Annotated in this window: 23 protein-coding genes; 14 read left to right on the forward strand and 9 right to left on the reverse strand. The window is 72.6% G+C overall.

The genetic code is table 11. The features are described 5' to 3' along the window. The first annotated feature begins 59 nt into the window (after window positions 1–59). Both AC3RKB_RS08250 and AC3RKB_RS08255 read left to right on the forward strand, forming a co-directional pair. Window positions 60–1,682, forward strand: a complete 1,623-nt coding sequence (locus tag AC3RKB_RS08250) for a helix-turn-helix transcriptional regulator (RefSeq protein WP_491435606.1) — start codon at window positions 60–62, stop codon at window positions 1,680–1,682. Window positions 1,683–1,822: 140 nt separating this feature from the next. Continuing rightward, window positions 1,823–3,001: an FHA domain-containing protein gene (locus tag AC3RKB_RS08255; protein ID WP_491435607.1), complete on the forward strand. Its 1,179-nt coding sequence runs from the start codon at window positions 1,823–1,825 to the stop codon at window positions 2,999–3,001. 8 nt (window positions 3,002–3,009) lie between these two features. Here the strand turns inward: AC3RKB_RS08255 and AC3RKB_RS08260 are convergent, their stop codons facing one another. Together AC3RKB_RS08260 and AC3RKB_RS08265 are read right to left on the reverse strand one after the other, a co-directional pair. Next, window positions 3,010–3,207 (reverse strand): hypothetical protein, encoded by a 198-nt coding sequence (locus AC3RKB_RS08260; protein ID WP_491435608.1) that lies wholly within the window; start codon window positions 3,205–3,207, stop codon window positions 3,010–3,012. Between the two features lie 41 nt (window positions 3,208–3,248). Beyond that, window positions 3,249–3,518: an acylphosphatase gene (locus AC3RKB_RS08265; RefSeq protein WP_491435609.1), complete on the reverse strand. Its 270-nt coding sequence runs from the start codon at window positions 3,516–3,518 to the stop codon at window positions 3,249–3,251. 85 nt (window positions 3,519–3,603) lie between these two features. Here AC3RKB_RS08265 and AC3RKB_RS08270 point away from each other — a divergent pair, with 85 nt between their 5' ends. From AC3RKB_RS08270 to AC3RKB_RS08280, 3 genes are read left to right on the forward strand one after another with little or no spacing between them, the layout of a single operon-like run. Beyond that, entirely contained in the window at window positions 3,604–3,969 is a 366-nt protein-coding gene (locus AC3RKB_RS08270) for an iron chaperone (protein WP_491435610.1), read from the forward strand. After that, on the forward strand, window positions 3,966–5,189 hold the full coding sequence (gene glsA / locus AC3RKB_RS08275) for a glutaminase A (RefSeq protein WP_491435611.1): 1,224 nt from the start codon (window positions 3,966–3,968) through the stop codon (window positions 5,187–5,189). Before AC3RKB_RS08270 ends, glsA begins: the two co-directional genes overlap by 4 nt. After that, window positions 5,186–6,811, forward strand: coding sequence for a LuxR C-terminal-related transcriptional regulator (locus AC3RKB_RS08280; protein WP_491435612.1), 1,626 nt, complete (start codon window positions 5,186–5,188; stop codon window positions 6,809–6,811). Before glsA ends, AC3RKB_RS08280 begins: the two co-directional genes overlap by 4 nt. A 108-nt stretch (window positions 6,812–6,919) precedes the next feature. On the opposite strand, the gene AC3RKB_RS08285 is transcribed toward AC3RKB_RS08280, so the two are convergent. Next, window positions 6,920–8,455: an APC family permease gene (locus AC3RKB_RS08285; protein WP_491435613.1), complete on the reverse strand. Its 1,536-nt coding sequence runs from the start codon at window positions 8,453–8,455 to the stop codon at window positions 6,920–6,922. A 183-nt stretch (window positions 8,456–8,638) separates the two neighbouring features. On the opposite strand from AC3RKB_RS08285, the gene AC3RKB_RS08290 reads away from it, so the two are divergent. Next, window positions 8,639–8,941, forward strand: a complete 303-nt coding sequence (locus tag AC3RKB_RS08290) for a hypothetical protein (protein WP_491435614.1) — start codon at window positions 8,639–8,641, stop codon at window positions 8,939–8,941. A gap of 108 nt (window positions 8,942–9,049) precedes the next feature. On the opposite strand, the gene AC3RKB_RS08295 is transcribed toward AC3RKB_RS08290, so the two are convergent. From AC3RKB_RS08295 to AC3RKB_RS08305, 3 genes are all read right to left on the reverse strand, one after another. Continuing rightward, window positions 9,050–10,414: an NAD-dependent succinate-semialdehyde dehydrogenase gene (locus AC3RKB_RS08295; protein WP_491435615.1), complete on the reverse strand. Its 1,365-nt coding sequence runs from the start codon at window positions 10,412–10,414 to the stop codon at window positions 9,050–9,052. Window positions 10,415–10,541: 127 nt separating this feature from the next. Next, window positions 10,542–11,288, reverse strand: a complete 747-nt coding sequence (locus AC3RKB_RS08300; protein WP_491435616.1) for a cache domain-containing protein — start codon at window positions 11,286–11,288, stop codon at window positions 10,542–10,544. Continuing rightward, the gene (locus AC3RKB_RS08305; RefSeq protein ID WP_491435617.1) at window positions 11,269–12,039 is read right to left on the reverse strand and encodes a FadR/GntR family transcriptional regulator; all 771 of its coding nucleotides are present in this window, start codon (window positions 12,037–12,039) and stop codon (window positions 11,269–11,271) included. Before AC3RKB_RS08305 ends, AC3RKB_RS08300 begins: the two co-directional genes overlap by 20 nt. A gap of 116 nt (window positions 12,040–12,155) precedes the next feature. Between AC3RKB_RS08305 and AC3RKB_RS08310 the strand changes: the two genes are divergently transcribed. The 3 genes from AC3RKB_RS08310 to AC3RKB_RS08320 all read left to right on the forward strand — a co-directional run bounded on the left by AC3RKB_RS08310 (window position 12,156) and on the right by AC3RKB_RS08320 (window position 15,246). Then, a complete protein-coding gene (locus AC3RKB_RS08310) occupies window positions 12,156–13,304 on the forward strand; it encodes a CaiB/BaiF CoA transferase family protein (RefSeq protein ID WP_491435618.1) in 1,149 nt (382 codons plus the stop codon). A 22-nt stretch (window positions 13,305–13,326) separates the two neighbouring features. After that, window positions 13,327–14,532 (forward strand): acyl-CoA dehydrogenase family protein, encoded by a 1,206-nt coding sequence (locus AC3RKB_RS08315; protein WP_491435619.1) that lies wholly within the window; start codon window positions 13,327–13,329, stop codon window positions 14,530–14,532. A 66-nt stretch (window positions 14,533–14,598) separates the two neighbouring features. Then, on the forward strand, window positions 14,599–15,246 hold the full coding sequence (locus tag AC3RKB_RS08320; RefSeq protein WP_491435620.1) for a GNAT family N-acetyltransferase: 648 nt from the start codon (window positions 14,599–14,601) through the stop codon (window positions 15,244–15,246). Between the two features lie 60 nt (window positions 15,247–15,306). Here the strand turns inward: AC3RKB_RS08320 and AC3RKB_RS08325 are convergent, their stop codons facing one another. Continuing rightward, window positions 15,307–15,636 (reverse strand): hypothetical protein, encoded by a 330-nt coding sequence (locus AC3RKB_RS08325; RefSeq protein WP_491435621.1) that lies wholly within the window; start codon window positions 15,634–15,636, stop codon window positions 15,307–15,309. Between the two features lie 293 nt (window positions 15,637–15,929). Between AC3RKB_RS08325 and AC3RKB_RS08330 the strand changes: the two genes are divergently transcribed. From AC3RKB_RS08330 to AC3RKB_RS08350, 5 genes are all read left to right on the forward strand, one after another. Then, a complete protein-coding gene (locus AC3RKB_RS08330; protein WP_491435622.1) occupies window positions 15,930–16,754 on the forward strand; it encodes an amino acid ABC transporter substrate-binding protein in 825 nt (274 codons plus the stop codon). A gap of 178 nt (window positions 16,755–16,932) precedes the next feature. Further along, window positions 16,933–17,598 carry an amino acid ABC transporter permease gene (locus AC3RKB_RS08335; protein WP_491435623.1) on the forward strand — a complete coding sequence of 222 codons (666 nt, stop codon included), beginning with the start codon at window positions 16,933–16,935 and terminating at the stop codon, window positions 17,596–17,598. Further along, window positions 17,585–18,418, forward strand: coding sequence for an amino acid ABC transporter ATP-binding protein (locus tag AC3RKB_RS08340; protein WP_491435624.1), 834 nt, complete (start codon window positions 17,585–17,587; stop codon window positions 18,416–18,418). The genes AC3RKB_RS08335 and AC3RKB_RS08340 overlap by 14 nt, the downstream gene beginning before the upstream one ends. 39 nt (window positions 18,419–18,457) lie before the next feature. After that, window positions 18,458–19,591, forward strand: coding sequence for an NAD(P)/FAD-dependent oxidoreductase (locus AC3RKB_RS08345; RefSeq protein WP_491435625.1), 1,134 nt, complete (start codon window positions 18,458–18,460; stop codon window positions 19,589–19,591). A gap of 39 nt (window positions 19,592–19,630) precedes the next feature. Continuing rightward, window positions 19,631–20,479 carry a Pr6Pr family membrane protein gene (locus tag AC3RKB_RS08350; RefSeq protein ID WP_491435626.1) on the forward strand — a complete coding sequence of 283 codons (849 nt, stop codon included), beginning with the start codon at window positions 19,631–19,633 and terminating at the stop codon, window positions 20,477–20,479. Here the strand turns inward: AC3RKB_RS08350 and AC3RKB_RS08355 are convergent. Together AC3RKB_RS08355 and AC3RKB_RS08360 are read right to left on the reverse strand one after the other, a co-directional pair. Continuing rightward, window positions 20,476–21,966 carry a flavin monoamine oxidase family protein gene (locus tag AC3RKB_RS08355; RefSeq protein ID WP_491435627.1) on the reverse strand — a complete coding sequence of 497 codons (1,491 nt, stop codon included), beginning with the start codon at window positions 21,964–21,966 and terminating at the stop codon, window positions 20,476–20,478. The genes AC3RKB_RS08350 and AC3RKB_RS08355 overlap by 4 nt on opposite strands. Before the next feature lie 117 nt (window positions 21,967–22,083). After that, entirely contained in the window at window positions 22,084–23,541 is a 1,458-nt protein-coding gene (locus tag AC3RKB_RS08360; RefSeq protein ID WP_491435628.1) for an aspartate aminotransferase family protein, read from the reverse strand. Window positions 23,542–23,552: the final 11 nt, after the last annotated feature.

The following is a 23,552-nucleotide window of genomic DNA, read 5'->3' on the forward strand; positions in this document are numbered from 1 at the left end:
ACGTTTCCCACGAAGCCGCGGACCCGGGCCGACCGGGCGGCGGTCGCCGGGGGAGCGAGATGACGTCGCCGAGCACGCTCGAAGCCGGCCGCGCCGCCGTGGCGGACGGTCGCTGGGCGGACGCAGTCGAGTGCCTCGCGCAGGTCGACGCCGACGGCGGGCTGAGGCCATCCGACCTCGAACTGCTCTCCACCTCAGCGCTCCTGCGCGGCGAGCCCGCGGTCGCGATGGATGCGGGCTCGCGGGCGTACGCGGGGCACCTCGCGCGGTCGGATCATGCCGCCGCCGCACGCGTGGCCGGGTGGCTCGCCCTCGAGGCGGTGGAACTCGGCGACTTCTCGGGCTCCGTCACATGGTCCGCGCGCGCCATGCGCCTCGCCGATGCGGTCGACGAGCCGGGTCCGCTCGCCGGGTTCGTACGGCTCGCACCGGGGGTCGCGCAACTCGGCAGCGGGAACGTCGTGGAGTCCCGTCGGACCTTCGAGGAGATCCGCGCGGTCGCAGAGCAGCACGGCGATCGCGAGCTCGACGCGAACTCCTCGCTCGGACTCGGCAAGTCGCTCCTCGAGCTCGGCGCGATCGCCGAGGCGTTCGCGAGCTACGACCGGGCCATGGGTGCAGTGACGGCGGGCGACGTCGGTCCCATCACCAGCGGGGTGATCTGCTGCGCGGTGATCTCCGACGCGATCATGGCGTACGACCTCGAACGTGCCGAGCGCTGGACGGAGGTGCTCGACGGATGGTGCCGGGCGCAACCGTCGCTCGTGACCTTCAGCGGGCAGCGCCACGCGCTGCGCGCGGCACTGCAGATCGTGCACGGCGCCTGGGACGACGCGGCGGGCTCGCTCGAACTCGCCCTCGCCCGGTTCCGCGCCGGCGACTTCCGCGCGAGCTACGGGGCGCCGTACCACTCGGCCGAGCTTCGGCGGCTGCGCGGCGCCATCCACTCCGCCGAGGAGTCGTACCGGCGGGCCGCGGAATCGGGGTGGGAGCCCCAACCCGGCCAGGCGCTTCTGCACCTCACGGCCGGGCGAACGGAGTACGCGCAGTCCGAGATCCGGCGGAATGCGGCCGGCGACGACCGGTTCACGCGACGATTCGTCCTCCCCGCCCTCGTGGAGATCGAGGTGGCGGCGGGCGATCTCGATGCGGCCCGTCGTGCGGTCGAGGAGCTGCGGCGGGAGAGCGCCGCGATGCCGACCCCGTTGCTCGAGGCGGTGCTCGCCGCGTCCGAAGCGCGCGTGCGGTTCGCCGCGGAGGACGCGCCCGGAGCGCTCGAGGAGGCGCGGTCCGCGTCGGCACGTTTCCTCGCGATCGACGCGCCCTACGAACGGGCACGGACCCGGGTGCTCACCGGGCGCGCGCTGCGCGCGCTGGGCGAGCATGCATCGGCGGAGGTCGAGTTCGGGGGAGCGCGCGAGGTCTTCGTCGCCCTCGGCGCTGAGCCCGCGCGGGCCGAGCTCGCGGACCTGGCCGGCGATCGGCGAACCGGGGCGCTGACCGCGCGAGAGGTCGAGGTGCTCCGCCTCGTCTCGACGGGGCTGACCAACCGCGGGATCGCGGAACGCCTCACGCTCAGCGAACGCACCGTCGAGCGGCACCTCAGCAACATCTTCGGGAAGCTCGGGATCGCGTCGCGCGCCGCGGCGACGGCCTACGCGTACGAGAACGGACTCGTCTGACCCGTTCGCCGGCCCGCCGTCGCCCACTCGGCCCGCCCGCTCAGGGGTGTCCCTCTGGCCCGCGGGAGGGCGGCGGGCGTACCCTGCTGCCGAGGCCGCGAGTGCACCGCGGCGATGTGACAGGGCAGCAGGGCAGCAGGATGTCGCCGGAGCCGGGGGGACCGGGACCGACCCTCGTCGTGATCGGGGGACGGCAGGCCGGCCTGCGCGTCGTCGTGCCCGCCGGTGAGACGACGGTCGGACGCGACGCGACGTCCGAGTTCGTCCTCGACGACGAGGGCGTCAGCCGTCACCACGCGATGCTCGTCCGCGCGGCGCAGACCGTCACGATCGAGGACGTGGGATCGAGGAACGGGACCTGGGTGAACGGCGAACGCCTCACGACCGCACGCGAGCTTCGGCAGGGTGATCGCATCCAGCTCGGCACGGCGCTCCTCGCGCTCGAGAGCGGGGCGCCGGCACCTCCATCGGGCGGTGCCGCGCCGACGGCGGCGGCCCCGTCGAAGCGCCGACTCGGCCGGGTCCGCGTCGGCCGGGTCATCCTCGTCGGCGGACTCGCGAACCTGATCCTCGTCGGCGCCGGCGTGGTGATCCAGTTCGCCACGGATTGGACGGGGATCGGCACGTGGCTCGCCGCTCCGCTGACGGGCATGGCAGCCGCGATGGTGGCGCTCATGAAGGACGCGCTGACCCGGCCCCCCGAGGAGGCCGCGCCCGCGGCGGCTGCGGCGTCGGCACCCGTCGCACCGCCGGGCGGCGCGCCCGCGCCACGTGGCGCGACGGCACCGACCGGCGTGGTCCCTGCGCCGCACCGCCCGGGCGTGAGCGTGCTCGTGGGCGTGCTCGTCGCCGTGCTCGTCATCGGCATCGGCGGCGTCGCCGTCACCTATGCGGTGGCGACCGTGAGCGGGTTCATCACCGGCAATCAGGTCGGCGTCGACCGCCTCGAGAGTCCGGTGGCCCTCGACTCGGGCGGCATCGTCACGACCGTCGAGCGGGTCGAGCACACGGCGGACTTCACGCGCGTCGAGCTGACGGTGCGCAACGACCTCGCGAACACCATCACCCTGCCGGTGTACCGCAACGCGACGCTCTCGGCCGAGGACGGCACGACGCTCGAGGCGGATGCCTTCCGGAGCTCATGGAGCGAGACCATCGCGCCGGGTCAGCTCCGCCGCGGGACGATCGTGTTCAACCGGCACCTCCCGGACGCGGGGACCATCGCCACGCTCTCGTTCGCGACGGTGTTCGAGCAGGGCTTCAGCGGGCCGCCGTCGATCGTGGTGCCGGGCCTGCCGATCGCGCCGTTGGCGGGATGAGGGACGGCTCATTCCTCCTCGAGGTCGTCGTCCCAGGACCCGTCGTCCTCCGGTTCCTCGTCCTCGAGGCCCTCGTGCTCGAGCGCGTCGAGGTCGAGCTCCTCGTCGGTGGGCACGTGCTCGCCCGCGACGGCGTCGTTGACGACCTGCTCGCGCCACTGCTCCTCGTCCTCGCCGGCGGGATCGTCGCCCCACGGGTCGCTCATCGGCGGTCTCCTCTCGTCGAAGCGGTGCGGCGCGCCATCCGTCAGCCCGTAATGCGGAAGCCGCGCTCGCCGGTGGGGGTCTGGTCGGCGGTGCTGATCGAGGTGACGTCGGCACCGGGCGGGCCGTCGTCGAGCCAGGCCAGCATGGCGTCGACGGATGGCGCGTCCCCCTCGATCTCGGCCTCGACGGCACCGTCGGAGCGATTGCGGATCCATCCTGAGACGCCGAGCCGCTGGGCCTCGGCGCGCGCGTAGTAGCGGAAGCCGACCGCCTGCACGCGGCCGTGCACGATGACGCGCTGCCGGATCATGAGACCCCCTCGTCACGAGGGTAGACCCGAGGTCTCGGCACCGCACGGATGCCGCGGGGCGCGCCCCGCGCGTAGCATGAGCCGCATGGGGGAGGTCTCGGAGTACGTGGCCGGACTCGACGAGCCCGTGCGGTCGGCGATCGACGCGGTCTACCGAGTGGCTCGGGAGACCGTGCCCGACGCGCTGGAGGGCCGCAGCTACGGCATGCCCGCGCTGCGCTACCGCGACAAGGCGCTGCTGTCGGTGATGGCCGCGAAGGCGCACATCGGCGTGTACCCGTTCAGCCCCGCGGTCATCGAGCAGTCCGCCGACGCGCTCGACGGCTTCGACCGCGCGAAGGGCACCATCCGCTTCACGGCCGACCGCCCGCTGCCCGACGAGGTCGTGCGGCGGCTCGTGTCGCTGCGGCGCGACGAGATCGACGCGACATCCGTCCGGCGCCGGCCGTGACCGGCGTCGAGCGTCCGCAGCTCCTGGGCGAGGCCGTCGATCGCACCCTGGGCCGGGCGTTGGCGGATGTCGCGGCACGCGTGTCCGGCGGTAGGATCGCCGACTACATCCCCGAGCTGACCAGCGCCGACCCCGACGCGTTCGGCGTCTCGCTGGCGAGCGTGCTCGGCCGGGTCTACGGGGCGGGCGACACCGCGGTGGAGTTCACCATCCAGTCGGTCTCGAAGCCCTTCGCGTACGCGTTCGCGTGCGACCTGATCGGCGCCGACGAGATGCTGCGGCACGTCGGCGTCGAGCCGAGCGGCGAGCCGTTCAACGCGATCAGCCTGGACGCCTCGGGCCGGCCCGAGAACCCGTTCATCAACGCCGGCGCGATCGTGACGACCTCCCTCGTGCCGGCCGCCGACGCCGACGAGCGGTTCGCGCTGATCCGCGACGCGCTCTCCCGCTTCGCGGGCCGCGAGCTCGACCTCGACGACGGCGTCTACCGGTCCGAGGCCGAGACCGGCCACCGCAACCGCGCGCTCGCCGGCCTCGCGCTGGCGACGGGGGCGCTCGGCACGGCGGAAGTCGACGCGGCGACCGACCCGTACTTCCGGCAGTGCGCGCTGCTCGTCACGACGGAGGACCTGGCGCTCATGGGCGCGACGCTCGCGAACGGCGGCGTGCATCCGCTCACGCGCGATCGCGTGGTGAGCGAGCGAGCGGCCCGCGACACTCTCTCGCTCATGGCGACCTGCGGCATGTACGACCGCTCGGGCGCGTGGGCGTTCCGCGTCGGCATGCCCGCGAAGTCCGGGGTCGGCGGCGGGATCGTCGCGGTCCGGCCGGGCCAGTTCGGGGTCGGCGTGTTCAGCCCGCCGCTCGACGAGGCCGGCAACAGCACGCGCGGCGTGGCGATGCTCGAGGCGCTCTCCGATCGGTTCGGCCTCCACATGTTCGACCACACGGCCGAACCGGCCTCGCCCGTCGGCGAGGTCGACCTCGACGCCGAGCACGCGACGGTCACGATCACCCTGCGCGGTGAACTCGACTTCGTCGCCGCCGAGCAGATCGTGCACGACGTGCGGCGACTCGTCGAGCACACCGGGGCGACGACCGTGCGGCTCGACTTCGGCGACGTCACGGCCGTCGCCGAGATCGCCGAGCGCCTGATGCGCGAGACGATCCGCGCGGCCGAGGAGGCGGGGCTGCACGTGACGAGGTCGGACGGGCCATGACCTCGTCCGCGGCGCTCGAGGAGGGCCGTGCGGCCGTCGCCGGCCGGCGCTGGGCGGAGGCGCACGAGCGACTGGCCGTCGCGGACGCCGCCGGCGGGCTCGCTCCGGAGGACCTCGAGTTGCTCGCGACCGCATCGCTGTTGCGAGGCGAGGGGCGGGATGCGCTCGCGGTGCTGATGCGCGCCCACGAGGCGTACGTCGTGCGGGGAGACCTCGAGGGCGGGGTTCGCACCGCCGCCTGGATCGCCGTCTACCAGATCGAGCTGGCGGAATGGTCGCACAACCTCGAATGGATCCCGCGGGCCCGTCGCCTCGCGAGTTCGCTGAGCGAACCGACGTCAGTGGTCGGCCTCGCCATGGTGCCGACGACGATCGCGTCGATCGCGAGCGGCGACTACCGCGGAGCCGAGCGCCAGGCAGCCGAGACCGAGGAGATCGCCGAGCGTTTCGAGGATCGGGATCTCGCCGCAATGGCGGCGTGGGGGCGCGGGTACTGCTTCCTCGACCTAGGCGACGACGAGAGGGGCTTCGCGTTCTTCGACCGGGCGGTGGCCGCCGTCGCGCGCGGCGAGGTGTCGCCGGTCTTCTCCGGATTCATCCTGTGCACGTGCATCGGCATGGCGCACATCGGATTCGACCTCGGCCGGATCGTGGCCTGGACGTCGATACTCGACGAGTGGTGCCGCGCCCAGCCGGAGCTCGTGGCCTACGACGGCCAGCGCCACGCGCTGCGGGGCGCGCTCCTGCGGTTGCAGGGTGCGTGGCCCGAGGCGGCGACCGAGGCCGAGCTGGGGATGGCGCGCTTCCGGGCCGGCGACTTCCGCGCGATGTGGGGCGCCCCGTACTGGTACGGCGAGCTCCAGCGGCTCCGTGGCGCGCTGCATTCGGCGGCGGAGTCGTTCCGCCGAGCCGGGGAGACGGCGTGGGATCCGCAACCGGGTTCGGCCATGCTGTTGCTCGCCGAGGGCAGGATCGATCGGGCGAGGGAGGAGATCCGGCGCAGCGCGGCCGACGCGGACCCGTTCATGCGGCGGTACCGGCTTCCCGCGATGATCGAGGTCGAGACGGCCGGCGGCGACGTCGGAGCCGCCCGGCGTGCGTTCGAGGAACTGCGAGAGCGGGCCGGGCCCTCGCCGTCGCCGATGTTCGCGGCCGTGATCTCGTTCGCCGCGGCGCAGGTGCGTCTCGCCGAAGGCGACGCGGCCGCCGCGCTCGCTGCCGCGCAGGAGGCGGGCGACGGATGGCGCGAGCTCGGCGTCCCGTACGAGGGGGCTCGGAGCCGCGTGATGGCGGGTCGCGTCCTCCGCTCGCTCGGCGAGCCGGATCGGGCTCGCGTCGAGTTCGACGCGGCTCGGCGGGTGTTCCTCGAGCTCGGAGCCGCGCCCGCGCTCGCCGACCTCGACCGGATCACGGGCACGGGCCGTGGCGGCGGCGGACTGACCGAACGGGAGCTCGAGGTGCTGCGCCTCGTGTCGACCGGCCTCACCAACCGGGCGATCGCCGAACGCCTCTCGCTCAGCGAGAAGACGGTGGCTCGTCACCTCAGCAACATCTTCGCCAAGCTGCAGGTGTCGACGCGAGCGGCAGCGACGGCGTACGCGTACGAGAACGGCGTCGTCTGATGCCGGGTCGTGTCAGGACCCCGCAGCGCAGCACCTGTGCCGTGCGTGGTCCGCGATGAGGCGGGGCGGGCGCCGGTTCCCCCTCCGGCCGCCCGCCCCGCGTGTGCGCTACGACGCGTCGGCCCCTGCGAGGTCCGCGGACTGCGTCGTGCGCGCCGGGTGGGAGCGCAGGCGCTCGGCCACCTCGATCGCGTCGCCCGCCGGCGCGTCGGACCGGCGGTCGGGTCGGGCGATGAACAGGTACACGAGTCCGGTGCCGAGGACGACGCCGAGCCCGATCAGGACGATCCAGTCGGCGACGACGTCGCCGGACGAGCCCGGCGTGGCCAGCAGGATCATCGCGAACACGCCGTAGGCGAGCGCGATGATGTTCACCAGCAGGCCCCAGCGGCCGAGCGAGAAGGGGCCGGCCGGCTTCCATCCGCGTATCCGCTGGCGGAGCGCCGCGAGCACGACCATCTGGAACGCGACGTAGATGCCGAGCACCGCGAACGCCGTCACGGGGTAGAGCAGGTCGGCGTTGAGCCAGACGAGCACGGCGATGAGTGCGGGCACGGTGCACGCGACGATGAGCGCGTTCGCGGGCACCTTGCTGCCCTCGGTCACCTTCGAGAGCCAGCGGTGGCCCGGGATCATGCCGTCGCGCGCGAACGAGAACAGCAGGCGGCTCGCGGCGGCCTGGAGGCTCAGCACGCACGAGAGGAACGCCGTGATCGCGATGACGAGGAACAGCTTCGCGCCGACCGGGCCGAGCGTGGACTCGAGGATGGCGGGGATCGGGTCGGCATCCTCGCCGGCGACGATCGCTTGCAGGTCGGGGGCGGCGAGCACGTAGCCGCCGAACGAGAACAGCGCCGAGACGCCGCCGACGAGGATCGTCAGCATCATGGCCCGGGGGATGCGGCGCGCCGGGTTGGCGACCTCTTCGGCGACGTCGCCGCAGGCCTCGAAGCCGTAGAAGAGGAACAGGCCGGCGAGCGCCGCGCCCATGAACGCGGTGAGGTAGCTGCCGTCGCCTTCGACGCCCATCGTGTCGAAGAAGACGCTGAACTCCTGCTTGCGCTGGAAGATCAGCAGGTAGAGGCCGAGCCCGATCACGCCGATGAGCTCGGCGGCGAGGCCGATGCGCGCGACGCGGGCGAGCCACCTGGTGCCCGAGAGGTTGATCAGGAGGGCGATCAGCAGCAGGCCGAGCGTGATCCACAGCGTCGTGTCGGCGGTGTGCTCGATGCCGAACAGGCTGGCGGTGAAGCCGGAGCCGTACTCGGCGACCGCGGTGATGGTCACGATCATGGCCCAGATGTAGACCCACGCCGCCATCCATGCGTAGCGACGACCCCAGAGCCGTCGCGCCCAGGGGTAGATGCCGCCGTGGATCGGGTACTGCGAGACGACCTCGCCGAACACGAGCGAGACGAGCAGTTGCCCGGCGCCCACGATGACGATCCACCAGATCGAGGGCGGTCCGCCGACGGTGAGGGCGAGCGCGAACAGCGAGTACACGCCGACGAGCGGGGAGAGGTACGTGAAGCCGAGGGCGAAGTTCGCCCAGAGGCTCATGGAGCGGTTGAAGGTGTCCTGGTAACCGAGGACCTGGAGGTGCTCGCCGTCGCCGAGTTCGGCGCGCTTCGCGGGTTCGGACATGCTGGCCTTTCGTGATCTTCATTGATCGCGCCCGCCCACCCCGGACGCCGGTTGCCACAGCTTCGCATACCTTCGGTCCTAAAGCTATAGAATAAGATGATTTTGTTCCGCCGGCACGGATGTCGCGTTTCCGCGTCACCGAGACCGGCATGCAGCAAGCGCACGAAACGCAAGGGAGCACCGATGAAGGCAATGGAGCCTCGTCTTACCCGCGCCGTCGTCGAGTGGACCGGCTGGGGCCGCACGCCCGATCCCGTCCGCGACGACGGACGCCTCATCGCACGGTTCGGCGCCGCAGCCGGACCGGCACTCGCCAAGGCGGCCCGTCGACTCGAGGTCGACTTCGCCGCGAGCTCGACCGGATTCCGGGCGCGGCATCCGGAGCTCGGCGGGGACGCGGTCGACGCGCTCGCCTGGAGCACGGGGCACGTACGCACCGAGCGCGAACGGACCGGGCAGGAGCGCACCGGGCAGGACCGCGAGTAGCCGGAACCGCGGCGGGCCGACGGCGATCCGTCCGAGCAGCCGCTCGACACGACGACGACGCGCCCCGGGCCGGAGCCCGGGGCGCGTCGGGCGCGTGCGTCGGAGTCGTCAGCCGATGCGGATGAGCTTCTTGTTGACGAACTCGTCGGCGCCGAGACGGCCCATCTCGCGGCCGGTGCCGGAGCGCTTCACGCCGCCGAAGGGCAGCTCCGCGCCATCCGCCAGCACGACGTTGACGAAGACCATGCCGGCCTCGATCGCGTTCGCGACGCGGTCGGCCTGCTCGGGGTCGGTCGTGTAGACGTACGAGCCGAGGCCGAAGGGGATGTCGTTGGCGATCGCGACCGCCTCGGCCTCGTCCTTCGCGCGGTAGACCTGCGCGACCGGCCCGAAGAACTCCTCCTTCGAGGCAGGGTTCTCGGGGGAGACATCCGTCAGCACCGTGGTCTGGAAGAACGCGCCGTCGCGGGTGCCGCCGTGCACGAGCGTGGCGCCGTGCTCGACCGCGCGCTTGACCTGGGCGTCGAGCCCCTCGGCCGCCTTCAGCGAGGACAGCGGGCCGAGCGCCGAGTCCGACGAGGTCGGGTCGGTCGCCTCGACCTCGGCGAGCTTCGCCGTGAACTTCTCGAGGAACGGCTGGTACAGCTCGTCGATCACGATGAAGCGCTTGGCCGCATTGCACGACTGGCCGCTGTTGTCGAGGCGCGCGTCGACGGCGTTCTGCACGGCCGTGTCGAGGTCGTCGGTCGAGAGCAGGATGAAGGGGTCGGAGCCGCCGAGCTCGAGCACGACCTTCTTCAGGTGCTTGCCCGCGAGCTCCGCGACCGCGGCACCGGCCCGCTCCGAGCCGGTGAGCGAGACGCCCTGCACGCGCGGGTCGGCGATGACGGTCGCGATCTGGTCGTGCGACGCGTAGACGTTCACGTACGCGCCCTCGGGGAAGCCCGCGTCGGCGAAGATCTGCGCGATCGCGGCCGCCGACTCGGGGCACTGCTCGGCGTGCTTGAGCACGATCGTGTTGCCGATGATGAGGTTCGGGCCGGCGAAGCGGGCGACCTGGTAGTACGGGAAGTTCCACGGCATGACGCCGAGCAGCACGCCGAGCGAGCTGCGGCGGATGACCGCGGTGCCGTCGCCGGCGAGCAGGTGCACCGGCTCGTCCTTCAGGAAGTCGGCCGAGTGGTCGGCGTAGTACGTGTAGATGTCGCCGGCGAAGTCGGCCTCGGCGAGGGCCTGCTCGATGGGCTTGCCCATCTCGCGCACGATGATCTCGGCCAGCTCCTGGCGGCGCTCGACGTGCAGCTCGCCGACGCGGCGGATGAGCGCGGCGCGCTCCTCGACGGTCGTGGACTTCGACCACGTGCGGTGCGCCTCGGCGGCCGAGGCGATGGCCGCCTCGAGCTCGGCATCGGTGATCGTCGGGAAGGTCTTCAGGACCTCACCGGTCGCAGGATTGGTCACGGCATAGCTCATTGGGGTTTCTCCTTCTCGGTGCACCGCGCCGTCGGTCCCTGAGTTCGGTCCCTGAGCCTGTCGAAGGGCGAAGGGTCGTCTGCCGCGGTGCATACGCTCGTCGTCTAAAGATATATCAGCGGATGATTTATTTCGAGGTGGATGGCGTCGGGCCGACGAGCACCCGGAACGGCGTGCCCGGGCACGGCTCCGCGTGCTCCCACGCGACCGCGAGCTGGCCGACCTGGAGCGCGGGCTCGGTCGAGACGACCACGCGGCCGTCGTCGTTGACGAGCGCGAGCGGCTCGGGCACGTCGAGGAAGGCGGCGAGCAACTCCTGCTCGAGGCGTCGCACCGCGACATCCGCCCCGACCACGCCCACCATGCGCGCCTGGCCGGATGCCCCGCCGTCGCCGCCCGCGTGCACCGGCATCGTGAGCGTGAGGATGTAGTCGCACGTGCAGAGGTGGTCGACGTAGGGTCCGGTGACGTGCGCATGGCGCGTCGTCGCGGGGATGCGATACCACTCCAGCGCGCGGAAGTCGCGGAGGTACTCGGTGTAGCCGCGCGTCGTGAGGTCGAGGCGCGTCGGCTCGGTCGTCGAGCCGAGCACCGGATTCGCCTCGAGCGGGCCGAGCCACCAGGCGAAGTGCACGTCGCGGCCGCGCACGATCTCGCCGTCGGCGATGAACCCGGCCCCGACGAGCAGCGGGTCGGGCTCGACGAGCCGGGGGAGCACCAGGTCGGCGACGGCGGTGTCGAGGTCGGCCGGACGCACGTCGGGCGATCCGGCGATGAGCTGCTCGATCGGGGCACGCCACGCGGCGAGCTGGTCGAACACCGTGGTGAACACGCCGGCGACGGCGGCCGCGACCTCAGGAACCGATCGGCTCATCGAGCGCACCTCCCCGTTCGATGCGCGCCTTCGCAGAGAGGAGCAGCTCGGACAGGCCCCGTACCAGGGCGCCCGCGGCCTCGCGCGCCTCGGCAGGCCGGTGCGCGGCGACGGCGCGGACGATCGCGCGGTCGTGCCCGACGACCTCGGCCCGCGCCTGGTCGTCGTCGAGGCCGAGCAGCAGCAGCGGCCCGAACTCGGCCTGCAGCCGGATCTGCTCGCGCACGAGCCGGGCCGACTGGCTGAGCACGGCGACCTCGAGGAAGAACCCGCCCTGGTTGGTGCGAGCGGATGCCGCGGTGCCGAAGTCGGCGGCGGCGAGCCAGGTGCCGAGGCGCTCGCCGTCGCTCTCGGCCGCGCGTTCCGCCGCGCGCTCGGCGGCGCCCGCGAGGATCGCGCCGAAGTAGACCGACATGTCGCTGAGCTCGACCTGCGCCAGGCCGCGCAGCCGCGCGGTGAGGAGCGAGCGGTGCCCGCCCTCGTCTTCGACGACGAAGCTGCCGCCGTCGCGGCCACGGCGGGTCTCGACCAGGCCCGCCTCGCGGAGGATGCCGAGGCCCTCGCGCACGGTGATGAGGGCCACGCCGAATCGGCGGGCCAGCTCGGGCTCGCTGGGGAGGCGCTCGCCGGGGTGGAGCACGCCGAGCACGATGCCGTCGGTCAGGCGCTGCGCGACCTGCTCGGCGCGGCCGGCGTCGGCGAGCTGGGCGAACACGGCCTCGCGCGCGCCGGGACCCACCCTCGTCTCCATGCGACTCAGGCTAACCGAGCGGATGCTGCCCGAGTGGCGCCGCGCGAGAAAATCATTCAATATAGGAGGAATTCATGGCGGCCGACGGCGGTCGCCCCACGCGAAGGCGGACGCGAATGCCCGACGGACCCACCGGACCGCTCGCCGGCGTGCGCGTCGCGGACTTCTCCCGCGTGCTCGCCGGCCCCTACGCGACCATGATGCTCGCCGACTACGGGGCCGACGTGATCAAGGTCGAATCGCCCGCGGGAGATGACACGCGCCAGTGGCGGCCCCCCGTCGACGACGCCGGCCGCTCCACCTACTTCGGCGGCGTGAACCGCAACAAGCGGTCGGTCGTGCTCGACCTGGCCGACGACGCCGGGCTCGCCGAAGCGCGTCGGCTCGCGGCATCCGCCGACGTGGTCATCGAGAACTTCCGCCCCGGCGTCATGGCCCGATTCGGACTCGACTATGAGCGCGTGCGCGCGGAGAACCCCGGGGTCGTGTACTGCTCGATCACCGGCTTCGGCACGGGCGACGGGGCGGCGCTCGCCGGCTACGACCTGCTCGTACAGGCCGTCGGCGGGCTCATGAGCATCACGGGCCACCCCGACGGCGACGCGACCAAGGTGGGCGTCGCCCTCGTCGACGTGCTCACAGGCCAGAACGCGGTCGCCGGGATCCTGCTCGCGCTGCGCGAGCGCGACCGCACCGGCGCGGGCCAGCTCGTCGAGGTGACGCTGCTGCAGAGCCTGCTCTCAGCCCTGACCAACCAGGCCTCCTCCACGCTCGCGACCGGGGTCCCGCCGCAACGTCTCGGCAACCAGCACCCGAGCATCGCGCCCTACGCGGTGTTCGGCGCCGCCGACCGCGAGCTCGTCATCGCGGTCGGCAACGACAAGCAGTTCCGCGCGCTCGCCTCGGTCGTCGGCGCGCCCGCGCTCGCCGACGACCCGCGATACGCCTCCAACACCGACCGGGTCGCGCACCGCGACGAGCTGCGCGACGACCTCGAACGGGCGCTCGCCGGGGCCTCCGCGGCCCACTGGGTCGACGCCTTCGCCGACGTCGGCGTGCCGGCCGGCCTCGTCAACGACGTCGGCGAGGCGATCGCGTTCGCCGACGAGCTCGGGCTCGAGCCGGTCGCCGAGATCGAGGCGACGGATGGCACCGCAGCGCACCGCTCGATCGCGAACCCGATCCGACTCTCCACGACCCGCCCCGGCTACCGCTCCGCGCCGCCCGCGCTCGGCGAGCACGACGGCGCCGACTGGCGCTCCTGAACCGCACCGAAAGGACCATCCGATGACCGCCACCTCCACCGCCGTGACCGCGCCGCGCATCGACACCGTGTTCGACCTCGACGCCCTCCTCACCGACGAGGAGCGCGACTGGCGCGACCGCGCCCGCCGTTTCGCGCAGGAGCGCATCGCGCCGGTCATCGAGCAGGACTTCGAGGACAAGCACTTCCGCCGCGAGCTCGTGCGCGAGGCCGGTGAGCTCGGGTTCCTCGGCATGCACCTCACGGGCTACGGATGCGCCGGGGCGGGCGCCGTCTCGTACGGGCTCGTGTGCCTCGAACTCGAGGCGGCCGACTCGGGCTGGCGCACCTTCGTGTCGGTGCAGGGCTCGCTCGCCATGAGCGCCATCCACAAGTACGGCTCGGAGGAGCAGAAGCAGCGCTGGCTGCCGGGCATGGCCAAGGGCGAGCTCATCGGATGCTTCGCGCTCACCGAGCCGCAGGGCGGCAGCGACCCCGCGGCGATGACCACGGTCGCGCGCCGCGAGGGCGACGCCTGGGTGATCGACGGCGCCAAGCGCTGGATCGGGCTCGCGTCGCTCGCCGACGTCGCGGTCGTGTGGGCGAAGGTCGAGGACGCCTCCGGGCAGGACGACGGCGTCGTGCGCGGGTTCCTCGTGCCGACGACGACCCCCGGGTTCACCGCGACGCCCATCGACGGGAAGCTCTCGATGCGCGCGTCGGTGCAGTGCGACGTGACCTTCGAGGGCGTGCGCCTGCCGGCCGACGCGATGCTGCCCGGCGCCCGCGGGCTCTCGGGCCCGTTCGGCTGCCTCAACGAGGCCCGCTACGGCATCGTCTGGGGGGCGATGGGCGCCGCGCGCTCGTGCCTCGAGGCGGCGCTCGACCGCTCGATCACGCGCGAGGTGTTCGGCAAGCCGATCGGCGCGAACCAGCTCATCCAGGCCAAGCTCGCCGACATGCTCGTCGAGGTCGAGAAGGGCGTGCTGCTCGCGCTGCACCTCGGCCGGCTCAAGGAGCGCGGCGCGCTCACGCCGGCGCAGATCTCCGTCGGCAAGCTCAACTCGGTGCGCGAGGCGCTGAAGATCGCGCATGAGGCCCGTGCCATCCTGGCCGGCGACGGTATCACCAGCGCCTTCCCCGTGATGCGGCACGCCGCGAACCTCGAGTCGGTGCGCACGTACGAGGGCACGGACGAGGTGCACCAGCTCGTGATCGGGCGCGCGCTCACGGGCCTCAGCGCGTTCTAGCGCGCGCGTCCAGGCGCCCGCGCGCCCCGGCGACCACGCGCCATCCGCCGCCGATAGGGTCGTGCGATGGACCTCGAGGACGTCTGGCCCCTCTTCCGCCTCCGGCTGCGCACGCCGCGGCTCGAGCTGCGCCTCGCGCGCGACGAGGATCTCGCCTCGCTCGTCGAGTCGGCCCTCGCGGGTGTCCACGACCCGGGCGTCATGCCGTTCGCGATGCCCTGGACCGACGCCGAGCCCGCCGAGCAGGCGCGCGGCATCGCGAAGCACGTCTGGCGGCAGCGCGTCGAGTGCGCGCCCGACGATTGGACGCTCCTGTTCGCCATCCGCCACGAGTGCGTCGTGATCGGGCTGCAGGACGTGCGCGGCCACCGCTTCCCGACGCGGCGGACGATCTCGACCGGCTCGTGGCTCACCGCGTCGAAGCAGGGCCTCGGCCTCGGCACCGAGATGCGGGCCGCGGTGCTCGCCTTCGCGTTCGACCACCTCGGCGCCGAGGTCGCCGAGACCAGTGCCGCCGACTGGAACGGGTCGTCGCAGGGCGTCACGCGCAAGCTCGGCTACCGCGACAACGGGCTCGGCCGCATCGAGGCGCGGCCGGGCGAGATGGAACTCGACGTGCGCTTCCGCCTCGAGCCCGAGTGGTTCGTGCGGCCCGAGTGGACGCTCGAGGTCGAGGGCCTCGCCGACGCGCGACGCGAGCTCGGACTCGACTGACACGGCGGAGGCCGGCGCGCGAGGTGCGGCGCCGGCCTCCGATCGATGGAGCGTTCCGGGTCAGTTGATGCCGGGGATGATGATCCAGCGGTTGACGAGGATCAGCCAGATCACCATCAGCACGAGCGCGATGATCGTGAGCGTGCGCCCGGTGCGCCCGCCCGCGAACAGCGCGACCGCGAGCACCACGATCGTCGCGATGCCGAGCACGAGCGCGCCGAAGGGGATGCCGGGCAGGAACAGGGCGAGCAGGAACAGGCCGGCGACGACGATCTCGATGATGCCGACGACCGTCGAGCCGCCTCGGGCGCGAAGGCGCCAGATGCCGTCGACGAGGGCGAGGACGCCGCCCGCGAGGGCGATGAGCAGGAGCCAGGTCAGGGTGATCATGGGGTTCCTTCGGTTGGTGTGGGGTCACCGCGACGAGGGATCCGGTCCCTCGACCGCCGCAACACTAGCCACCGCCCGGGGCCGGCCGCCTCCGGTTGCGCGGAGGGCCCCCGAGCGTGTATGCCCGTGCGCGCATGTCGCCCCGATTTGCAGGGAATCGGGGCCGATCGGGAATGGAAACGGGGCGTCATCCGGTTTCACCCCGTGGTCGCCGACGTGATGGACTCGTGCGCGCCGGCCCACCCGAACCCCGGCACACCCCGCCGGAATCGAAACGTCACGAACGGAGCACCATGCCTCTCGCCCGCACCCGCACCATCCTCGGCCTCGCCGCGGCCTCGGCCGCCGTCATCGCGCTCGCCGCGTGCTCGAGCGGCGACTCCGGCTCCGACTCGGGCGCCGCGAGCGATGCGGGCGACGAGTACGGCCTGGTGCAGGCCGGTACGCTCACGGTCGCGACCGAGGGCACCTACCGCCCGTTCAGCTTCCACGAGGACGGCTCCGGCGACCTCGTCGGCTACGACGTCGAGGTCGCGGAGGCCGTGGCCGAGAAGCTCGACCTCGAGATCGCCTTCCAGGAGACCCAGTGGGACGCGATCTTCGCGGGCCTCGACGCCGGTCGCTTCGACGTCATCGCGAACCAGGTCTCGATCACGCCCGAGCGCGAGGAGCAGTACCTCTTCAGCGAGCCATACACCGTCTCGCGCGGCGTCATCGTCGTGAACGAGGGCGACTCGTCGATCTCGTCGTTCGAGGAGCTCGAGGGCAAGACCACCGCGCAGTCGCTCACCAGCAACTGGTACGAGCTCGCGACCGAGTCGGGCGCGAACGTCGAGGCCGTCGAGGGCTGGGCCCAGGCCGTGTCGCTGCTGCAGCAGGGTCGCGTCGACGCCACGATCAACGACGAGCTGACGTTCCTCGACTACGTGAACACCACGCCCGACGCCGCGATCGAGGTCGCCGCCGAGACCGAGGACTCCTCGCTCAGCGCCTTCGCGCTCACGCAGGACAAGGAGGCGCTCGTCGCCGCGATCGACGAGGCGCTCGCCGAGCTCGCGGCCGACGGCACGCTCGCCGAGATCGGCGAGAAGTACTTCGGCGCCGACGTCTCGCAGTAGTCCGCCGCCGCCCTCCCGCGCCGCCCCCGCCCCCGCCGAGTGTTTCCGTTCGCGCCGAGTGCGCCCGTTCGAGCGGAAACACTCGGCGCGAATGGCAACATTGGCGCAGGATGTCGCGGTGCGACGTCCGCGCGGGCGCGCGAGCGCGCCATCCTGATGCCCGGAAGGTCGTGAATCCATGAACGAGGGCCTGCAGCTGTTCCTCGAGTCGTTCTGGCCGATCGTGTGGGGCGGGATCACCGGGACCATCCCGCTGGCGGTCGCGTCGTTCGCGATCGGCCTCGTGCTCGCGCTCGTCGTGGCGCTCATGCGGCTCTCGAAGAACCCGGTGCTCTCGAACATCGCCCGGTTCTACGTGTCCGTGATCCGCGGGACGCCGCTGCTCGTGCAGCTGTTCGTGATCTTCTACGGCCTGCCCGCGATCGGGCTCGTCATCGACCCGTGGCCGAGCGCGATCGCCGCGTTCTCGCTCAACGTCGGCGGGTACGCCGCCGAGATCATCCGCGCCGCGATCCGGTCGGTGCCGCAGGGCCAGTGGGAGGCCGCGTACACGATCGGGATGTCGCCCGCGACGACGCTGCGCCGTGTCATCCTGCCCCAAGCCGCACGGGTCTCGGTGCCGCCACTGTCGAACACGTTCATCTCGCTCGTCAAGGACACCTCGCTCGCGTCGCTGATCCTCGTGACCGAGCTGTTCCGCGTCGCCCAGCAGATCGCGGCGTTCAGCCAGGAGTTCATGCTGCTCTACCTCGAGGCGGCGCTCATCTACTGGCTGTTCTGCCTCGTGCTCTCAGGCGTGCAGTCGAGGCTGGAGAAGAGGTTGGATCGCTATGTCGCGCACTGAACCGCCCGTGCCGCCGTCGGGCGGCGACCCGCTCGCCCCGCCCGAGACCGGGTCGACGGAGGCCGCGGTGCTGCTCTCGGCACGCGGCATCCGCAAGTCGTTCGGCACGAACGAGGTGCTGCGCGGCATCGACTTCTCGGTGCGTCGCGGCGAGGTCGTCACGCTCATCGGGCCGAGCGGGTCGGGCAAGACGACCGTGCTGCGCTCGCTCAACGGCCTCGAGACACCGGATGGCGGTGCCCTCGAGTTCGACGGCGGCCCCGCGATCGACTTCTCGAACCCCGTCGCGAAGGCCGACCGCATCGCGATGCGCGACCGCTCCGCGATGGTGTTCCAGCAGCACAACCTGTTCCCGCACATGACCGTCGTCGAGAACGTCGTGGAGGGCCCGATCCGCGTGCAGCGCGTGCCGAAGGCGCAGGCGCTCGCCGAGGCATCCGCCTTGCTCGACCGCGTCGGCCTCGCCGACAAGCGCGACGCGTACCCGTTCGAGCTCTCCGGCGGGCAGCAGCAGCGCGTCGGGATCGTGCGCGCGCTCGCGCTGAAGCCCGACCTGCTGCTGTTCGACGAGCCCACGAGTGCCCTCGACCCCGAGCTCGTCGGCGAGGTGCTGCACGTCATCAAGGAGCTCGCCGACGAGGGCTGGACCATGGTCGTCGTCACCCACGAGCTCGCGTTCGCGCGCCAGGCGGCCGACGAGGTGCTGTTCATGGACGGCGGCGTGATCGTCGAGCGCGGCGCCCCCGCCCAGATCTTCACGAACCCGCGCGAGGAGCGCACTCGCCGGTTCCTCGACCGGATCCTGCGGCCGCTCGACTGAGCCCTTCCGCGGCGAGCCGGTCGAGCGGATCATGGGGGAATGGCGACGAACGTGATGATCCTCGGGGCCGGATTCGGCGGCCTCGAACTCGCGACCCTGCTCTCGGAGCGGCTCGCCGGCGACGTCGAGGTGACGCTGGTCGACCAGGCCGACGCGTTCGTCTTCGGGTTCTCCAAGCTCGACGTGCTGGCCGGCCGGCGCACTCCCGGCGAGGTTCGGCTGCCGTACGCGCACTTCGCGAAGCGGGGCGTCGAGTTCCGGCGCGAGCGGGTGCTCGAGGTCGATCCCGCCGCACGTCGCGTGGTGACGGATGTCGCGACCTACGATCCCGACCTGCTCGTCGTGGCGCTCGGCGCAGGGTACGACCTCGCCGCGACGCCCGGCTTCGCCGAGGGCGGATTCGAGTACTACTCGGTCGACGGCGCCGCGCGGCTGCGCGACGAACTCGCGGCCTTCCCTGGGGGCAGGGTGATCCTCGCGGTGCTGTCCATCCCGTTCAAGTGCCCGCCCGCGCCGTACGAGGGCGCGCTGATCGTGCACGAGCTGCTCGTCGAGCGCGGCATCCGCGACGCCAGCAGCATCCACGTCGTCAGCCCGCAGCCCTCGCCGATCCCGGTGTCGCCGTCGGCGTCGGCCGCCCTCGAGACGGCGATGGCCGACCGGGGCATCGAGTACACCAAGCGGCACCGCGTGCATGGCATCGATCCCGGGGCGCGCCGGGCCCGGTTCGCCGACCACGACGAGCCGTACGACCTGTTCATCGGCGTGCCCGTGCATCGCGTGCCCGACGTGCTCGTCGCCGCCGGGCTGACCGAGGACGGCTGGGTCGCCGTCGACCCGCTCACCCACGAGACCCGGTTCCCGGACGTGTGGGCGATCGGCGACTGCGCCGAGGCCGGCATCCCCAAGGCGGGCACCTTCGCCGAGAGCGCGGCACGGGTCGTCGCTGCGCAGCTCGTGCGGCGCGTGCGGGGCGAGGGCGAACCCGAGGCGGGCGGCCGCGGCCTCTGCTTCATCGAGTACGGCGACGGCGAGGTCGGGCGCGTCGACGTCGACTTCCGCGCCCCCGGCGGCCCGACGGCGCCCCTGCTCGGACCGGCGCGGGAGTACGCGGCCGAGAAGGCCCGGTTCGGCGACGTGCGGCGGGAGCGCTGGTTCGCGTCGCCCGGGTGAACTCCGCGGTCGTGGAGGTCGGGCGACTAGCGTGAGCACATGCCCGCGTCCGTCACCGGCTCCGCCGCACGGGTGACGAGCGCGGATGCGCCGGGCGACGCCGACGAGCTCCGGGGCGGGTCTGGCGCGACCGTCGGGCCCGAGCCGCCCAGCCGGCGGGTGAGGAACGCCCGGCGCGCACTCGGGGCGTTCCGCCTCGCGATCGCGGTGATCGAGGTCGTCGCGCTGATCGGCAACTACCAGTACGTGCTGGAGTTCCCGCTGTTCGCGTCGGTGAACTTCTTCAGCTACTTCACGATCCTGTCCGCGATGCTCGCGGTCGTCACGCTGCTCGTCGCCGCCGGGTACGCGCTGCTGCAGCCGCGCGACCCGCCGCTGCTCGGGGCGTTCCGGACGATGGTGACCGTGTACCTGCTCGTGTCGGGGATCGTGTTCGGGCTCATCGCGCTCCAGGCCTCGACGCGCGACTACCGCCTCGAGGTGCCGTGGTCCGACACCGTGCTGCACTTCGTGGTGCCATTCCTCGCGCTGATCGCGTGGACCGTCGACGCCGTGATCGCCGTCAACCCGCCGGTGCCCTGGGCCACCGTCGGGCTCGTGCTCGTCCTCCCGTCGATCTGGCTCGTCTACACGCTGCTGCGCGGCGCCGAGATCGGCTGGTACCCGTACTTCTTCCTCGACGAGACGCAGGTCGGCGGGCCCGGCGGCGTCGCGGCGTACTGCGTGCTGGTGCTCGGGATCTTCGTCGCCCTGACGGCGGTGCTCGTCGCGGTGCACCGCCGGCTCGCGCGCGTGGCGGTGCGGCGCCGGGCGGCCCGGGCTGCTCGGCGGGCGGCGGCGGCCGGGCCGTCGACCGAGGCGACGGCCGTGGCGGATGCCGCGGGCTAACCGGCCGCGAAAGGCGCGAGCGCCGCGAGCACCGTGTCGAGCGCGTCGCCGTCGTCGAGCTCCGCGATGCGGCGCGCGTGCTCCGCGGCGAGCATCCCGACGAGCACGGGCTGCCGCGGATCGACGCCGAGGTCCAGCCACGCGGCGACCGCCGAGGTCGCGCCCACCACGGTGAGCACGTTCGGCAGTTGGTCGACGGGGATCGCTGCGCCCGTGGCATCCGTCGTCGACCGCCAGAACGCCTCGTCGAAGCGGAGCTGCACGAGATCGACCGCGCCCATGCCGATCGTCGCGATCGCGCGCTGGTGCAGCAGCGGCAGCGGCGGGTCGAACGTGATCGTGTCGGTCTTCAGCACGCCGATCGACGCGGTCACGATCACGCGATGCATGCGGAGCGACTCGCCGGAGTCCAGCCGGAGGCTCACGCCGTCGTCGTCGACCGCGATCTCGGTGACCGCGCTCGACCCCGCGATGTCGAGGCCCTCGGCGAGCACGTCGATGAGGCCGGACCATCCGCTGGTGACCTGCGCGGTCGGCTTCCAGACGGCGTCGGCGTCGAAGCGCTGCGCGGAGATGCGCGCCGGGATCGCGCCCGTCGTGGGCTCGACGCCGGTGGTCAGGGCGTTCACGAACCAGTCGCGGGGGCCCAGGCCGTCGGCGCCGGTCTCGGGCGGGAGCGGCACGACGCCCGAGCGGATCAGCGCGGTCGAGAGCGACGTGTCGGCGGACTGCCCAGCGGCCCAGGCCTGCGCGGTCGCGATCGCATCCCACCCGGCCGACGACGGCTCGACGACCACGCCCTCGGGCGTGCGGGGCTGGATCTGCGGCGTGAAGTCGCGCGTCGCGACCCCCGCCTCGGCCAGGACGGCGTGCATGAGGCCGCCGTCGGAGGCGAACGGGCTGCCGAGCTCGACGGGCGCGCTGAACTCGTCGTCCTCGACCGTGTGCAGGCGGCCGCCCAGGCGGTTGCGCGCCTCGATCACGACGACGTCGAACCCCCGGTCGACGAGCGTGCGGGCGGCGGCGAGGCCCGCGATGCCCGCGCCGATGATCGCGATCCGGTCGCCGTCGTCGGCGAGACCGGCGACCGCGCGGCCGGCGCGGAGCCCCTCGGCGTAGGCGCCGTGCACGGTGCCGGGTGCCTCGGGCGAGGTCGCCTCGCCGGTGATCACGAGGCGGTCGGCGACGGGTTCGCCGAGCGCCGCGCGGAGCTCGGGCGTGGTGCCCACCGCGTCGAAGCTGAACGCGCCGCGGACGAACGGGTCGGCGCTCCAGCGCGAGCGGAGGAACGCGACAGGCTGCGGGACGGCGCCGGGAGTGGGCGTCGGGGTCGGGGTCGGCGTGGGCGTCGAGGTCCGGGTCGGGGTCGCGGTCGGGGTCGGGCCGCCGTCGGTGCACGCCGCGAGCGAGGCCGCGGCGAGGCCGCCGACCGCCGCGGCGAGGAACGCGCGTCGCGGCATCCCCCCGGCCGGGCCCCGTGCGTCCATGTGCCTCAGGCTAGCCGCTCGCCCTGCGCGAACCGCTCCGCGATCGGGAGGCATGAGAATCCGCGCGACGGGCCCCGGTGGGCCGCATCGCGCGGATCCTCATGCGTTCGTGCCGGGTCAGGCGAGCTCGGCGTCGGCCAGGTCGAGCGCCTCGTCGATGATGTCGAGGCCGCGGATGAGCTCCTCCTCGGTGATCACGAGCGGCGGCGCCACGTGCATCCGGTTGAAGTGGATGAACGGCCAGAGGCCGGCCCGCTTGCAGGCGGCCGCGACCTTCGCCATCGGCGCGGCATCCGCCCCCGACGCATTGAACGGCACGAGCGGCTCGCGGGTCTCGCGGTCGCGCACGAGCTCGATCGCCCAGAACAGGCCGAGCCCGCGCACCTCGCCGACTGACGGATGGCGCTCGGCCATCGCCCGCAGGCGCGGGCCGACGACGCGCTCACCGAGGTCGCGCACGCGCTCGAGGATGCCGTCGCGCTCGAACACCTCGAACGTCGCGACGCCCGCCGCGCACGCGAGCGGGTGGCCCGAGTACGTCAGGCCGCCCTGGAACGACACCGTGTCGAAGTGCGACGCGATCCGCTGCGAGATCACGACGCCGCCGAGCGGCACGTAGCCCGAGTTCACGCCCTTCGCGAAGGTGATGAGGTCGGGGGTGACGCCGAAGTGGTTCACCGCGAACCACTCGCCGATGCGGCCGAAGCCGACCATGACCTCGTCGGCGATGTACACGATGCCGAACCGGTCGCAGATCTCGCGCACGCCCTGCAGGTAGCCGGGCGGGGGCACGAGCACGCCGTTCGTGCCGACGACGGTCTCGATGATGATCGCCGCGACGGTGTTCGCGCCCTCGAGCGTGATGACCTGCTCGAGGTGGGCGAGCGCGCGCTCGGTCTCCTGCTCGGGGCTGACGGCGTGGAACGACGAGCGGTACGGGTACGGCCCGAGGAAGTGCACGACGCTGCCGTCGCTCGGCTCGTTCGCCCAGCGACGCGGGTCGCCCGTGAGCGAGATCGCGGTCGCGGTGCCGCCGTGGTAACTGCGGTACATCGACAGCACCTTGCGGCGACCGGTGACGGCGCGCGCCATCCGCACCGCGTGCTCATTGGCGTCGGCCCCGCCGTTCGTGAAGAACACCGTGTCGAGGTCGCCGGGCGCCACCTCGGCGATGCGGCGCGCGAGCTCGCCGCGCACGTCGTTGGCGAGCGCCGGCTGGATGGTCGCGAGGCGACCGGCCTGCTCCTGGATCGCCGCGACGAGGTCGGGGTGCTGGTGGCCGAGGTTCAGGTTCACCAGCTGGCTCGAGAAATCGAGGTACGCGTTGCCCTGGTAGTCCCAGAACGTCGAGCCCTCGCCCGCCGCGACGGGCAGCGGGTCGATGAGGGCCTGCGCGCTCCACGAGTGGAACACGTGGGCGCGGTCGTCGGCGCGCACCTGCGCCTCGGCGGCGGCATCCGGCAGCGGATGGCGCGTGCCGCGCCGGTCGACGTACGTCGCCGCGGCTGCGCCATCCGTCGTGCCATCCGTCGTCGTCTGCGTCGTGTCGTGTTCAGAAATCAGGAGATCGGTCATCTCTCGGTACT

It is taken from the genome of Agromyces capsici (genome assembly GCF_058349965.1).

Coding starts and splice junctions, on each gene's coding strand:
- AC3RKB_RS08250 (WP_491435606.1), top strand. CDS start 60: ATGACGTCGCCGAGCACGCTCGAAGCCGGCCGCGCCGCCGTGGCGGAC.
- AC3RKB_RS08255 (WP_491435607.1), top strand. CDS start 1,823: ATGTCGCCGGAGCCGGGGGGACCGGGACCGACCCTCGTCGTGATCGGG.
- AC3RKB_RS08260 (WP_491435608.1), bottom strand. CDS start 3,207: ATGAGCGACCCGTGGGGCGACGATCCCGCCGGCGAGGACGAGGAGCAG.
- AC3RKB_RS08265 (WP_491435609.1), bottom strand. CDS start 3,518: ATGATCCGGCAGCGCGTCATCGTGCACGGCCGCGTGCAGGCGGTCGGC.
- AC3RKB_RS08270 (WP_491435610.1), top strand. CDS start 3,604: ATGGGGGAGGTCTCGGAGTACGTGGCCGGACTCGACGAGCCCGTGCGG.
- AC3RKB_RS08280 (WP_491435612.1), top strand. CDS start 5,186: ATGACCTCGTCCGCGGCGCTCGAGGAGGGCCGTGCGGCCGTCGCCGGC.
- AC3RKB_RS08285 (WP_491435613.1), bottom strand. CDS start 8,455: ATGTCCGAACCCGCGAAGCGCGCCGAACTCGGCGACGGCGAGCACCTC.
- AC3RKB_RS08290 (WP_491435614.1), top strand. CDS start 8,639: ATGAAGGCAATGGAGCCTCGTCTTACCCGCGCCGTCGTCGAGTGGACC.
- AC3RKB_RS08295 (WP_491435615.1), bottom strand. CDS start 10,414: ATGAGCTATGCCGTGACCAATCCTGCGACCGGTGAGGTCCTGAAGACC.
- AC3RKB_RS08300 (WP_491435616.1), bottom strand. CDS start 11,288: ATGAGCCGATCGGTTCCTGAGGTCGCGGCCGCCGTCGCCGGCGTGTTC.
- AC3RKB_RS08305 (WP_491435617.1), bottom strand. CDS start 12,039: ATGGAGACGAGGGTGGGTCCCGGCGCGCGCGAGGCCGTGTTCGCCCAG.
- AC3RKB_RS08310 (WP_491435618.1), top strand. CDS start 12,156: ATGCCCGACGGACCCACCGGACCGCTCGCCGGCGTGCGCGTCGCGGAC.
- AC3RKB_RS08315 (WP_491435619.1), top strand. CDS start 13,327: ATGACCGCCACCTCCACCGCCGTGACCGCGCCGCGCATCGACACCGTG.
- AC3RKB_RS08320 (WP_491435620.1), top strand. CDS start 14,599: ATGGACCTCGAGGACGTCTGGCCCCTCTTCCGCCTCCGGCTGCGCACG.
- AC3RKB_RS08325 (WP_491435621.1), bottom strand. CDS start 15,636: ATGATCACCCTGACCTGGCTCCTGCTCATCGCCCTCGCGGGCGGCGTC.
- AC3RKB_RS08330 (WP_491435622.1), top strand. CDS start 15,930: ATGCCTCTCGCCCGCACCCGCACCATCCTCGGCCTCGCCGCGGCCTCG.
- AC3RKB_RS08335 (WP_491435623.1), top strand. CDS start 16,933: ATGAACGAGGGCCTGCAGCTGTTCCTCGAGTCGTTCTGGCCGATCGTG.
- AC3RKB_RS08340 (WP_491435624.1), top strand. CDS start 17,585: ATGTCGCGCACTGAACCGCCCGTGCCGCCGTCGGGCGGCGACCCGCTC.
- AC3RKB_RS08345 (WP_491435625.1), top strand. CDS start 18,458: ATGGCGACGAACGTGATGATCCTCGGGGCCGGATTCGGCGGCCTCGAA.
- AC3RKB_RS08350 (WP_491435626.1), top strand. CDS start 19,631: ATGCCCGCGTCCGTCACCGGCTCCGCCGCACGGGTGACGAGCGCGGAT.
- AC3RKB_RS08355 (WP_491435627.1), bottom strand. CDS start 21,966: ATGGACGCACGGGGCCCGGCCGGGGGGATGCCGCGACGCGCGTTCCTC.
- AC3RKB_RS08360 (WP_491435628.1), bottom strand. CDS start 23,541: ATGACCGATCTCCTGATTTCTGAACACGACACGACGCAGACGACGACG.